Source organism: Pseudomonas sp. 29, from assembly GCF_002754355.1.
In the GTDB taxonomy this organism is placed as follows: Bacteria; Pseudomonadota; Gammaproteobacteria; order Pseudomonadales; family Pseudomonadaceae; genus Aquipseudomonas; species Aquipseudomonas neuropathica.
Genome location: NZ_PEEY01000001.1, coordinates 3,087,824 through 3,100,895, shown reverse-complemented (window position 1 = coordinate 3,100,895; position 13,072 = coordinate 3,087,824). Strand labels below are relative to the sequence as shown.

Genomic DNA, 13,072 nt, shown 5'->3' with positions numbered 1-13,072 from the left:
TTATGGATTCCATTTGTTGGAGAGTGCAGGCCTTACGGTTTTCAGGTCCGGCAGGTTGTCGAGGAAGTTGTCCGGGTAGTAACCGAAACTGGTCGCGCCCTGACGCTTGAGACGGCCCATCCAGTCCGCCAGATGTGCACCGTCGATGTCGGCCTGATCCTTTTTCGTCCAGTCGCGGGCCTGCAATTCGAACACCGTGCGGTTCAGGGCTCCGGGGCGCTTGCTGACGGTTTTCACCAGGGTTTCCAGCCACGGGCCGGACTCGGCCTGGGTCTGTTTTTCCATGAGCGGCATGGCCATCGGCGCGGTCCAGTCATAGGTCTGCAGGAAATCGTCGAGGTTCTGTGCGTACCAGGCTTCGCTGCCGGGATTGAGCATCGGCTCGGCGAAAATATTGCGTGCGGTCAGCACCTGCGGGCCCCGAATGGCGCGGACTTTAGCGGTCAGCTCGTTGGTGAAGTCGATCAGGTAGCGGCTCTTGAACCGCGTCCATCGCTGCAGGGCCGCCGGATCATCGCGCAGGGCGGCAATTGAACCTGGCAAACCGTGGGCGACGTAGGCTTTCAACGCTTCGGGGCCGGCGTCCTCGAAGTCCGACAGAATCGCATCGTCGTGATAGAGGATGCCGTCGACCGAGGTCAGCCGCGCCACGTCCTCGTAGATTTCGCCGATGATCCGCCGCACCTCCGGATCGAACGGTGACAGGCGTTGGTACTGATCCGGATCGATTGCGGTGGTGCCGGTTTTCGGATCCCAGCGCGTGACACGCGGCAGCTTCGCATCAAGGCCGAAACTCAGCACCGGCATCCACGCAAACACCTTCACATTGGCGCGAGTACGCAGTTGCCAGGCCACGCGGTCGAAAATATCCGCACGTACCGGCAAGTGACGGTTGGGAAAGTACAGCGAGTGCACCAGACCATCGCCCTGCGGATCGGCAAAGGCTTGCAGGAACACCGTGTTGGCGCCCATGTCGGCCATGCGCTGCACCAGTTTTCCGAGGTTGATGTCCTGTTGTGCCGGATCCGGGTCGTAGACGTTGTCCAGATCAACGTGCACCACACGCATGACGAAATCCGACTGCACGTCGACGATGCTATTGGAGAAAACCTCGCCGTCGGGATCGGAGGAAACCAGGAAGCGCGGGCTGCTCATCAGGTTGTCGAGGGCGTCGAGACCGTCGTCCAGCGTCAGGGCCATTTCGTAGCCCTCCTCACCGACCACGGTCAGCGATGTGCCATCCGCCGCACCATACGGCCAGACCCAGACGCGTGGTTTCTTGCCGGTGACCTTGCGGATTTTTTCCGAGATGTTGTTCACGTCGGTGCGAATCCGTGCCTGGAAATCGGCCTCGGACTCATAACGTTTGGTCACCGGGTCATAGCGCCGGGTCGCAGCAGCAGGCTGCAGGTTGCCCTGCGGGTTGGCCAGGATCCCTTTGTGGTTGGCGTCGGTGTGCGCGGCAATTTCCACCAGGCCGGATTGCGAGATTTCGCGCACCTGATCCCAGGTCAGGAAGTCGGAACGCGCACGCGGCGCACCGGCAAAATCCACCGGTTGATTGAGCGGCGTGTCGATCCAGACGCCGACCGGGGCCAGCAAGGCGTGCCAGTTGTAGGCACGCAGCACCGGCAGCACGCGGGTGTAGAAACTCGCATAACCGTCGTCGAAACTGAGCAGGATCGCTTTCGCCGGCAGCTCCGGGCCGCCCTTGCGCGCGGCCATGATCTGGTCGACCGTCACCGGTTTGTAGCCGTTCTCGCGCAGCCACGCGAGCTGCTCGATCATGCGCTCGGTGCGCACCGCCACCACGGCCTGATCGGGATCGCGGTCTTCAACATCGTGATAGGCGATGCCGAGCACGTGATTTTTCGGCCACGGTTTTTCGCTGGCCGCCAGCGGACGCTCGGACGGCGGCGCAAAGGCCGGAGCTTGCTGGGCGCAGGCGCTGACCAGCAGCGCTCCCAGCAGAAGGATGAAACGCGAAATCAAAGGCATCTTCAAACTCTTCTAGAAGCGGAAAGTGAGGTCGACGAGCAGACGCAGATCGGTCTCCCGATCACCGTCGTAAGGCCGGTTGATCACACTGAACAAACCGCCCACCTCGAACACGTCGTTCCAGGCATAACGCTGGCCGTAACCGAGCAGGGCCATGCCGCCGGTGCCGTGCTCACGCTGGCTGTACGTGCCGGCACCGGCCTGGAATTGTTGGCTCCAGGAGGTTTCGTAGCGGTGGTAGAGCACGTGATTGACGTTGACCAGCGGCATCACGCTGAAGTCGGATTTGGGGTTGAAGTACGGCACGTCATCGGACTTGGAGTTGTGGCTGGTACCGACTTCCAGACCGGCGTCGACCTGCACGTTCGGCGCGCTGTAGACGCCCTCGCGGCCGGTGAGCAAGGCTTCAACGCGGTTGTTGCCGTCGCTGAAGTGCGACGGGCTTACCGACAGGCGCCACTCGCGGCTTTCGTTGGCACGCCAGCGAATGAAACCGCTGCCGCCATTGGCCTTGATGTCACTGTTGAGCGCGCGCAATGGCGTCTCGGCCGACAGGTATTCGAGGCTGCCGCCGTACTGCCAGTGGTCATTGATGTCGCGGGCAATCGCCAGCCGTGCGCCCTGTTTGTCGCCGAAACCGTAATCGTGATTGGACACCTCGGCTTCAAGGGTCATGTCACGAGTGCGGCGCTCCAGGCCGACACGCTGAAAGCGGTGGTGCCCGGTGCCTTCGGCGAAGTCGCCGGTGGCATACCCGGCCCCGGCGAACACGCGCCAGTCTTCATCGATCGGCGGGCTGTACAGGGTGGTCTGGATGCCGAAATCGCGGCTGCCACTGACGGCTCCGGCATCGCCACTACCGCCGCCATTGGCCTTGCCGCCGTAGGCTTCAACGCGCAGTTCGGACATGTCATGCACTTCGCGCTCGCGCGCTGCACGCTGGACCTGACGGTTATCAGGGAAACGCGCGACCACGTCATCGGTCAGCGCATCCATCTGCCGCCATTCCTGCAGCGTCATCGCCGTGCGCGCCTGCGCGACTTCCAGGCCCATGCCGCGCGGCACCATGCTCTCGGTTTCCTTGAGCTGGATTTCCGCACGGCGCGGCCATTGCCGCGCCAGATACAGGTCAGCCTGGGCCAGACGCAGGCCGACATTGCCGGGGGCCTGATCGACCAGCGTCTGCAAGCGTTCTTCGCTGTGGGGCAAGTCGGAACCATAGGTCCCGGCCTGCGCGGCCAACTGCTGGGCGTCCATCCATTCATGGTTGGGATTGCCGATGGGCAAACCTTTGAGTTCGACACGCGGACGCTGGGACTTGGCAGCGTCCTCGGCGACTTTGCGCGCTTCATCGGCACGGTCGCTTTCCAGCAATGCGTAATACAGCGCGGTGGTGTCTTCGAGGCGATCACCGACATCAGCGTCCGGCGCCGACAGCACCTGGCGATACAAGTCCGCGGCGATTTCCGGTTCACGTTGATCCAGATACGACGCCGCTACCCAGCGCAAGGCGTAAGTCGGAATCTTCACACCTTCGGCTTGCAGCTTCTGGTACTCAGTGATGACGTCGGCCGTGCGTACCCTGGCCTTGAGTGCGCCCATGCGGTCGATGCGCCAGCGAATGACGTCGTCGTGAGCTGTGGCGTCAGGTGTCCAGGTGGCGAGCAGTTTGTCGTAATCGACCAGCGCACGGTCGGCGATGACGTAGCGTTCTTTTTCGCTGCGGGTGGCGAGTTCGGCGAGACGCACGCGCTCGGCGGCCAGATCACCTTCGAGGCGACGCAACGTGACCGGATCGATCAACCCCGGACGCTGATTGGCCAGACGCAGCGCCGGTTCCGGCAAACGCGCCTTTTGCAGAGCAACCACGTATTCGCGAGCGACTTCCGGCTTGCTGCCGGCGCGCTTGAAGGCCTGATCGTATTCGAACAGGGCATCGTAAGGTTTGTTGTCACGGGTCAGGGCATAGCCCAAGGCGAGACGGCGCGACGGATCATCGGGCTTGGCCGCCACCAGCGCTTTGGCGCGGGTCACCGCTTCGTCGGGTTTACCGGCGTCAGCCTGGGTCAGGGCCAGGCCCAGTTGCAGATCGGCGTTATCCGGCTCCAGCGCCAGGGCCTTGTTGTAGACCTGAGTCGCCTGGTCCCAGCGCTTGAGGTTGCGATAGGCACGGGCGGTGGCGGTCAGCGCCTGAACCGGCAGGACGCGGTCGCGGCCCTGGGTTTCATAAACCTGCACCACTTCGGCATCGAGGCCGGCCCAACTGGCGATTTGCAGGTGATCGCTGATCTGCCCGGTCGTCGACTGACCGGGTGGCACCTGACGCAAAACCGTCAGCGCCGGCGTGTACTGCCCGGCGCGCGCGTCGCGCACCATCTGATCGTAGGGTGTGTCGGCAAACGCCAGCGCCGGCCAGAGCAACTGGCTGCACAGCGCGACTCGGAACAAAGGGCGTAAACCACGATGTAATACAGGAACATCAATACGCGGCATTCGTCAGCATCCTTACATGGCCAGCCGGGTCGCAATGCCCTCCTTGCCCATTCGTAACGGTGGCCGCCAATGCACATGCAACGGCCAAGCTTAGTCAGGCAGTTTTGCACGCAAGCGTAGAGCAACATCCAGAACACAATAATTGTTCAGAATCGTGCTGGCGGTTCAGCCGAAAACCCGAACGCCAGACAGCAAAACGCCCGGCGTCTGTGCGATACAGAGGCCGGGCGCTGCTATTAAGAACGCAGAATTACTGCACTTGCGTGACGCCTGCGAACTTGCTCATCAGGAAGCCGACGAACTGCTCAACGGTCATCTTCTGGCCGTTGAATTCGACCTGATTGGCGGCGTAGTGCAGCTTGGTCACGACGTTGGTGCCGTCGACGACGGCCAACTGCGAACCGACCGCCATGCCGGCGAACATGTCAGCCGCTTCCTTGGACTGATCGACGATGGCTTTGGCATCGGTCTGACCATCCAGTTGCGCCTGTACGCTAAGCAGATCGACCAGCATCGGCTTGGACACCTGGATATTCAGATCAAGCAACGCAATCAGTTGTTTGCCCAGTTGATCCGGCGGCAAATCCATCGATTGCGGCTTGGTCAGGTCGATCACCAGATTGGCCTTGCTCTCGCCGTTGGCGGTGTTGAACGAGAGGTTTTCCAGCGCAATCTGTGGGCCGGCGGCCAGCAATTTCTGCAGGTCGGCTTTGACCTGGGCGTTTTCAGCTTCGGTGAGGTTCAGCTCCGGCGCTGGCAAGCCTTGGGCTGCAGCCTCAGCCGCGGCTTTTTCATACGGCTGCAATTTGGTCTGGTAGATCTGCATCAGCGACAGGGTCGACGGGATGTCGAGGTTTTTCAGGCTCATGGCCATGTTCGCCGAACCGACTTTCTTGTCGTTGATGCTGACTTCGCCAATCTTGTAATCAGCACGACCCGAGGCATTGCTGCCGTTTTCTTCGGTGAGGTTCTTCATTTCGAAGTTCTTCACACCGAGCACCGATTGCTTGGTGCCGAAGGTGGTTTTGCTGTTGGTCAGCTCCAGGGTGTTCTCGCCGGTGTAGTAGCCGTAGCTGCTTTTGGCGAGGTTGCTGGCCAGGGTCAGACCGTTGAGTTCGACCTGCACCGGCGCCTGATCTTCAGCCACGGTGACCAGCTTCAGGTTGTCCATGTAACCGTCTGCCTTGACCTTCTGCGCTTTGGCGTTAGCGGAGATGTTCATGGTCAGGCCGGAAAATTTCAGACTCGATTGCTCATCCAGCGCAGTTTCGAACGGCAGCAGGTCGAGAGTGCTGGTGGTGGACTCGTCGTAGCCGATGCTGGTTACGCCTTTGAGCGGCGCGGCGCCCTTGGTGGCGGCGAACCATTTCTCGGTGGCCGGATTCTTTTCCAGTTCGTAGTTGCTGGTGGCCATGACCGGCAGCCATTTCAGCGAAACCAGACGCGAGAACGGCAGCGGACCGTGTTCGATGTGGTCGACAAACAACAGTTCGACCGGCTTGTCGCCAAACATCTCGCCTTCACCCTTGAGGCGATAGTGCGCGGTACTGGTGAAAGTGTGGCGTTCCAGCGACACCAGCTCCAGCGATGCGGTGCCGTTGGAGCCGGCCATGGCGGTTTGCAGCTCTTGGTTGGCATTGCTGACGGCGTTGTTCAACACGCCTTCGATCTTGGTCCCGGTGTACCAGGCCCCGCCCGCGCTGATCGCGCCGATGGCAACAACAATTCCGAGAAGCACGCCTGCTGATTTATTCATGAATGACCTGATCGATTTCCGTGGCTGTGAGTGTGGTCGTCTTCCCTGAACCCGTGACCGGGTCGCGGCTCGACTGCGCTGAATTCAGCGGTGGAGATTAGCACCGGGCGCGCAAGACGGCCCAATGTTTAAAGGTTAAAGAGTGTCTTTGGGGAGAGTGGACAGTGGGCGGGCAGTGAGAGTTTCGCTGTTTTTCAGTCCGCCTTCGCGAGCAAGCTCGCTCCCACAATGGATCTGTGCTCAACGCAAATCCACTGTGGGAGCGAGCTTGCTCGCGAAGGGGCCAGATGATTCAGCAGAGAATCAGGAATACTGAACCTCAATCTCATCCAGTTGATGATCAAAGCTTTTCAGCCGCGCGGTCCAGGTGTACACCAGCACTTCAAAGTCCCGATCGATCACCGCCCCGCCCGGCCCCTCGCCGCGCGGGTCGCAGAAATCCAACTGATAGCGCTCGCGGGCCATGGCCGTGGCGACATCGGACAATTCGCGGGCGTTGTTCAACCAATGCCAGCCCTCATCATCGATCTGCTTGTCGAGTTCCAGGCACTGCTTTTTCAGCGCTTCGAGACTTTTTTCCAGCGGCGTGCCGGTGAGTTCGCCCATGACTTCGGCGAAGGTGCGCCCCGGCTGCCAGTAACTGCCCCAGAAATACCGGTCGAACACGGTTTCGACCCGGCGCAGGGCGACTTTGGTGTCCCAGATCAGCACCAGGGTCTTGCCCTGTTCAAGCTGCCGCTTCTTCACGCGCTGCACCTGAACCGACGCCCAGGCGACCACGACGATGGCCATGACCGCAATCAGCGCGACGGCGCTGTCGAGGAAAACCATGGCCTTGTCGATCTGATGGGCCAGCATGATGCCGTAGAAATAGGTGGCCGAGAGCAGCACCAGCGCTGCGAGGGCGCACCAGAAGCCGAGAGCGTAAGGGTTTTTCATTATTGGTTTCCCCTAGACCAGCGCTAGCAATGTGCGCTGAAAAGGCGCCTTGCTCGGGGCGCCCTTCCAACACTTCAAAGCATAGCAACGGCCTCAGGGTTTGCTGGGGCTTGCAGCGTGCGTTCGTCCGCTTTCCCAACCGCCGCCCAAGGCGAGGAACAAATCGATCTGACTCATGGCGACCTGGGTGTTGGCGGCGGCCAGTTGCGCGGTGACATCGGTGTAGGTGCGCGTTGCTTGCAGGTCGGCGAGGAACGACTCGCGGCCGGCCTGGAAGAAGCGGTGGGTCTGGTCGGCGGCCAGTTTCGCTGACTGCTCGGCATCGGCCAGCGCATCGCGGCGTTGCAGCAAGGCGCTGTACTGAGCCAGACCGGTCTGGGTTTCGCGAATGGCGTTGAGCACCACGCCGTCAAAGTGCGCCAGTGCGCCTTGGGTCGCCGCTTCTGCCTCGCGGATTCGCGCACGAGCGCCGTTGGTCGGCACTTTCCAGCTCAGCGATGGGCCGAAACCCCAGCGGTTGGTCGACGGATCACCCAAGTCATCGATGAGACCAACAGTGCCGATGGTCGCGCCGATACTGATGTCCGGATACAACTCGCCAGTGGCGACGCCGATGCCGGCGGTCGAAGCGGCCAGACGACGTTCGGCCTGACGAATGTCCGGGCGACGTTTGAGCAGCGCAGCTCCATCGCCGACCGGCACCAGTTGGGCGATTTTCGGCAGTTCGGCGCAGGTGGCGGTGCCGGCCGGCAATTGATCGACCGGTTTGGCCAGCAGCATCGACAGACGGTACAACCCAGCTTGACGGGCCGCTTCATAGCGCGGCAGTTCGGCGCGCAGGGATTTGAATTGGGTTTGCGAGCGAGTCACCTGAGTTTCATCACCACGGCCGGCATCGCGCAGACGTTGAATCAGCGTGGTGCCTTGCGATTGCAGGTCGAGGGAGTGCTGGGCGATCTCCCGTTCTTCGTTGGCCGCGCAGACTTGGGTGTAAGCACGCACGACGTCTGCCACCAAGGTGATCCGCGCCGTGTCTGCCGCTGCCTGGGTCGCGTCGGCATTGGCCTTTGCGCCTTCGATGCCGCGTTGCAAAGTGCCCCACAGATCGAACTGATAAGAAGCGCTGATGCCGATGTCGCCGACGTTATCGACCGGGACTTTTTCCGGCAGCAAGAATGCCTGACCAGACTCTTGCAAACGCTGCGCACCCATCTTCACACCTGCGCTCCAGCCGCCCGCTGCTTCGGCCTCATCGACCTGAGCGCGAGCCCGCTGCAGGTTCGCCGCCGCTACGCGCAGATCGGTATTGGAAGCCATGGCCTGCTGCACCAGTTGATCCAGCCGCGCATCCTTATAAAGACGCCACCAATCCGCCGGCACCGGCGCCGAAACTACCGGTTTGCCGGCCACCGCCAGTTCGCCCTGAAAATCCTTGCGCTGCACCGCTGCATCCTCAGGCACCTGATAGTCCGGCCCGACCATCTGACAGGCCGAGAGCATCACGCCCAACCCGGCGATCATCAGCGCCCTGCTCATTGCGCAGGCTCCTGTTTCCGCTCGTCGCGTGGCTGATCATCGATGATCGAAACGGTGGCAGTGCGCCCGGCGATCATGCGGAAATCTGCCGGCACGTCATCAAAGGCAATCCGCACCGGAATCCGCTGCGCCAGCCGCACCCAGCTGAACGCCGGGTTGACGTTCGGCAACAGATTGCTGCCGCTGGTACGGTCGCGGTCTTCGATACCGGCGACGATGCTTTCAACATGCCCGCGCAGTTTGGCGCGGTCGCCGATCACACGAATATCCACCGACTGGCCAACATGAATGCCGTCGAGTTTGGTCTCTTCGAAATAGCCGTCGATGTGAAACGAATTGCTGTCGACCACCGACAACACCGGACGCCCGGCGGTAACGAATTCCTGCGGACGCGGCGCACGGTCGTTGACGTAGCCGTCCACCGGGCTGCGGATCACTGAGCGGTCGAGGTTGAGCTGAGCGCTGTCCACGGTGACCATGGCTTCGGCCAGTGCCGATTGCGCGCGGGCGACCTTCGACTGGCTTTCTTCCAGTTGCTCGGCCGGCACCAGGTTACCGAGGCCACGGTTACGCTTGGCCTCGCGCTGGGCTTGAGCGAGGGTTTCTTCGCGATCAGCGACGGCCGCCTTGGCCTGACGCAGGGCCAGTTTGAAGCGATCCTGGTCGATGCTGAACAGCACCTGGCCACGCTTGATCAACTGGTTGTCTTTCACTTCAACCTGCTGGATCAACCCGGAAACGTCCGGGGCGATCTGGATGATGTCGGCGCGAATGTGGCCGTCACGGGTCCACGGCGCGAACATGTAATACATCACCATGCGCCAGACGAGGACAACGGCAAAAGTCACGATCAGCAGGGTCAGTACCACGCGACCGATGGTCAAAAACGGTTTTTTCATGTCATCAGGTATCGACTGAGTGAGTCCACGCCGTACAGCAGTACCGCGTAGAGAGCCACGTTGAACAATGCCCGGTGCCAGACCAGACGGTAAAAGTGCACGCGCTGAAGTACGCCATGCACCAACAAAAACAGCACATAAGTAATGCCCATCAACACCAGCAGGGTCGGCAGGAAAATGCCGCTGATGTCCAGATCACCGATCATAGGGGCGCTCCATCGGGCAGCGGTTCTTCGGAGTCGGCACTGGCGACGAATTCGACGCCGGGCAACAGCGCCAGACGCAAACCGCTCAAGGCGTGCAACAGGTTTAGCCGGGTTTCATCGTCGCCCTGGCCATTGAGTGCGCGACGAGTGCGATCGAGGGTCATCAACAACGGCGCTGGCGCCGGCAAGCGTTCGCCAGCCTTGAGACAAGCGCGGAAATACTCACCGACTTCACTGACCACTTGCTGCAACAGCGCGTTCGGCGCGCCCGTCACCCGTGGGGTATAGGCGAGTAAATCGAGCAGGTTCAGGCCGACGCGGACTTCGCGCATGGCGATGCCGGTGTCTTGGCCGGTGAGGGCCAGACGCGGCAGGTGCTGCATCAGTCGATCGAGCAACTGCACGCCCAATTTGCGGTGTTCGGCAAGGTTGGCCGGCTCGGTCATGTGGACGATGTCTTTCCAGCTGAAACGGGTCAGGCGTTTGGCTGCCAGTTCGGCGCCGAACGGGCGTGCGACCAGCGTCCAGATGAAAGCGAAAAGCAGGCCGATCGGTCCAGCGAGGTTGGAGTTCACGAAGGCGAAAAAATCCGCATCGTAAGCGCCCTGAATGCTGATGAACGACGAGGTGTTAACCAGCGTCAGCAGCATGCCGAGGAAGAACCGCGGCTGTACCGTCAACGTGCCGACGCAGATGAACGGGATGGAAAACGCCAGCACCAGCATCGGGAAGTCATGCAGGTTGGGCAGAATCAGAAACAGATAAAGGCTGGCGAACAGCACCGACATGCCGGTCCAGAAAAAGAACCGGTAAATCTGCGGTGCCGGGTCGTCCATCGAGGCGAAAAAGCTACAGGCCACCGCGGCGAGAATCACCGCGCTGCCGCCGTCCGGCCAGCCGAGCAGAATCCACAGCACCGAGGCGGTGATGATCGCCAGAACGGTCGAGGCCACCGAGTAGAGCATCAGTCCACGATCAATAAACGGTGTCAGTCGACCCAGTCGCCAGTGGCGATACACCGCGCGCCAGCTGTCCTGGCGTTCGCAAAGAATCGCGTCCTGCAGACTGCGGCAGTCTTGCCACAGATCGATGAATTCGCCGAGACGATAAATCGAATTTGAGAACAGCAATTGCCTACGATCCTCAAGCGCCTCGACGCTCGGCTGCAGGGCTTCGAGCTGATCTTTCAGCGTTTGCCAACGGTCGAGATCGGCGTCCGGGTGACCAAGCCATTCACGGGTCGCGGTAAGCAGCGGTGCGAATTTTTCCACCAGTTCCGGCGTGCGCCGTTCAAGGGCGTAGAGCGAATCTTCCAGCGCATCAATCACCGGTAATAGATGAATCATCCGCCCGCGCAATTCTTTGGTGTTGCGCACGGTTTGCGGTCGCGCACCTTCGTGAGGCAACTGGCCAATCATTAATTCGAGGCTGTTGAAGTTGGCAACCATGGCCATGCGCAGCGCAGTGACTTCTTCGGGCTGCACGTCGCGGCTGAGGAATTTCAGGCTGTAGGTCGTTGCGTCGGCGAACCACTTGCTCACGGCATCGTTGAACACCGGCGCCAGACGACGCGGCCAGAACATCGCGCCGACCACGGCGGCAACGGCGATGCCGAGGAAAATCTCTTCGGTGCGCGCCTCTGCTACGTCCCACACCGCCAGCGGGTTATCCACCACCGGCAAGGCAATCAGCGGCAGGGTGTAACCGGCGAGCATCAATGCATAGTTGTTGGCCGTGCGCAGTTGCAGGGACAGGAACAGCAAAATACCCGTCCACAGCGCGATGACCACCACCAGCACAAACGGACTCTGCACGAACATCGGCACGAAAAAAACCGCCGCCGCGGCACCGAGAAAAGTCCCGATGGCACGGTACAAGGCCTTGGAACTGGTCGGCCCGAGAAACGGGCTGGAGACGATATACACCGTGGCCATCGCCCAATACGGACGCGGCATTTGCATGAGCAAGGCGATGTACAGCGCGATCATCGACGCTGCAAACGTACGGACCCCGTAGAACCAGTCACGGGCCGGCGGAATGCCGGAGAAAAAACCGTTCAAGAATTGACCACCAAAGGCGGGCTGGCCGCCTCAAAAGCTCTGAGTACCCGAAGCGTAGCTTCCAGATCGCTTTGCTCGATGCCTTCGAGCACCTCGTGACGCAAGCGCACCAGTTCGATCTCCACCGCTTGCACCAGTTCACGACCGGTGTCGGTCAGGCTCAGGCATTTGGCCCGGCGATCCTGGGCATCTTCGGTGCGGCAGACGTAGCCGGAATGGCACAACTGATCGAGCAGACGCACCAGCGACGGACTCTCCATCCCGGCGGCCTGCGCCACCCGCACCTGGCGCACGCCCTCGCCCAAGCGGCCGATCATCAACAGCGGCACGGCGCAGGCTTCGGAGATTCCGTAGTTGACCAGCGTGGTCTGGCAGATCTTCCGCCAATGCCTGGCGGCCACCACCATGGCACTGCTGATGTTCATCTGGAGAGCGTCGAGTTCGTTCGGCACGAGGAAATGCACACTGTTAGTTTGCTAACTATCAATATCGCATTGGAGGGGAATTTCAGTCAAGTTTTGAAACAAATTGCTCCACTGGTCGCTCGCAACAAACTGAAGCTTTCTAAATCATGTGATGACGATGTATATACCTCGTTAGTACCCAGAACCTTGAAGGAATCTGCAGATGTCAAAACAAGCCGTTTTTACAATGAAGCTTGAACCAGAGCTGCGTGAGCAGTTCATGGCGGAGGCAGAGGCCTCCCATCGTCCTGCTTCGCAGATCATGCGAGAAATGATGCGTCAGTTTGTTCGCACACAACAGGAAGCCCGAGAGTACGAAGCCTTCCTGCAACGAAAAGTAGACTTTGCAAGAGAATCGATGGCAGCCGGTGAAGGCGTGTCCAACGAGGAAGTTGAAGCACAATTCGCCGCCAGGCGCAGGCAGGTAGAAAATCAAGGATGAAGATTATCTGGAGTAAAAATGCCGTACAGGATCGCGAAAAAATCTGGGACTACCTTCACGCAAAAAATCCAGGCGCAGCGCTCGACATGGATCTCCGCTTCACCGAAGCGGCTTCGCGCCTATCCCAAAACCCCAAAATCGGCCCGGTCGGCATCATTGCTGGCACTCGCGAATTGATTCCCCACCCCAGCTACCGTCTTGTCTACCAGTCAGATCAGGATGTGATCTGGATTATGGCGCTGGTTCATACATCACGGGCCTGGCCTTTTCCAAAGTAGC

General features: G+C 60.6%; 11 protein-coding genes. 2 read left to right on the top strand and 9 right to left on the bottom strand.

Annotated elements, in window-relative coordinates:
- From pgaB to CLU80_RS14390, 9 genes are all read right to left on the bottom strand, one after another.
- Window positions 1-1,998: a poly-beta-1,6-N-acetyl-D-glucosamine N-deacetylase PgaB gene (gene pgaB / locus CLU80_RS14430; RefSeq protein WP_099757678.1), complete on the bottom strand. Its 1,998-nt coding sequence runs from the start codon at window positions 1,996-1,998 to the stop codon at window positions 1-3.
- 12 nt (window positions 1,999-2,010) lie between these two features.
- Window positions 2,011-4,491, bottom strand: a complete 2,481-nt coding sequence (pgaA, locus tag CLU80_RS14425) for a poly-beta-1,6 N-acetyl-D-glucosamine export porin PgaA (protein WP_099757677.1) — start codon at window positions 4,489-4,491, stop codon at window positions 2,011-2,013.
- Between the two features lie 250 nt (window positions 4,492-4,741).
- Window positions 4,742-6,247, bottom strand: a complete 1,506-nt coding sequence (locus CLU80_RS14420) for a YdgA family protein (protein ID WP_093440331.1) — start codon at window positions 6,245-6,247, stop codon at window positions 4,742-4,744.
- Between the two features lie 303 nt (window positions 6,248-6,550).
- A complete protein-coding gene (locus tag CLU80_RS14415; RefSeq protein ID WP_099757676.1) occupies window positions 6,551-7,186 on the bottom strand; it encodes an NADH:ubiquinone oxidoreductase subunit N in 636 nt (211 codons plus the stop codon).
- Between the two features lie 93 nt (window positions 7,187-7,279).
- Window positions 7,280-8,722 carry an efflux transporter outer membrane subunit gene (locus CLU80_RS14410; protein ID WP_099757675.1) on the bottom strand — a complete coding sequence of 481 codons (1,443 nt, stop codon included), beginning with the start codon at window positions 8,720-8,722 and terminating at the stop codon, window positions 7,280-7,282.
- A complete protein-coding gene (locus CLU80_RS14405) occupies window positions 8,719-9,621 on the bottom strand; it encodes an efflux RND transporter periplasmic adaptor subunit (RefSeq protein ID WP_099757674.1) in 903 nt (300 codons plus the stop codon). Before CLU80_RS14405 ends, CLU80_RS14410 begins: the two co-directional genes overlap by 4 nt.
- Window positions 9,618-9,827 (bottom strand): DUF1656 domain-containing protein, encoded by a 210-nt coding sequence (locus CLU80_RS14400; protein ID WP_034151805.1) that lies wholly within the window; start codon window positions 9,825-9,827, stop codon window positions 9,618-9,620. Before CLU80_RS14400 ends, CLU80_RS14405 begins: the two co-directional genes overlap by 4 nt.
- The gene (locus CLU80_RS14395; RefSeq protein WP_093440313.1) at window positions 9,824-11,887 is read right to left on the bottom strand and encodes an FUSC family protein; all 2,064 of its coding nucleotides are present in this window, start codon (window positions 11,885-11,887) and stop codon (window positions 9,824-9,826) included. The genes CLU80_RS14400 and CLU80_RS14395 overlap by 4 nt, the downstream gene beginning before the upstream one ends.
- Window positions 11,884-12,312 carry a MarR family winged helix-turn-helix transcriptional regulator gene (locus CLU80_RS14390; RefSeq protein WP_093440308.1) on the bottom strand — a complete coding sequence of 143 codons (429 nt, stop codon included), beginning with the start codon at window positions 12,310-12,312 and terminating at the stop codon, window positions 11,884-11,886. Before CLU80_RS14390 ends, CLU80_RS14395 begins: the two co-directional genes overlap by 4 nt.
- A 202-nt stretch (window positions 12,313-12,514) precedes the next feature.
- On the opposite strand from CLU80_RS14390, the gene CLU80_RS14385 reads away from it, so the two are divergent.
- Window positions 12,515-12,793, top strand: coding sequence for a CopG family ribbon-helix-helix protein (locus CLU80_RS14385; RefSeq protein WP_099757673.1), 279 nt, complete (start codon window positions 12,515-12,517; stop codon window positions 12,791-12,793).
- Window positions 12,790-13,071 (top strand): type II toxin-antitoxin system RelE/ParE family toxin, encoded by a 282-nt coding sequence (locus CLU80_RS14380; RefSeq protein ID WP_099757672.1) that lies wholly within the window; start codon window positions 12,790-12,792, stop codon window positions 13,069-13,071. Before CLU80_RS14385 ends, CLU80_RS14380 begins: the two co-directional genes overlap by 4 nt.
- Window position 13,072: the final 1 nt, after the last annotated feature.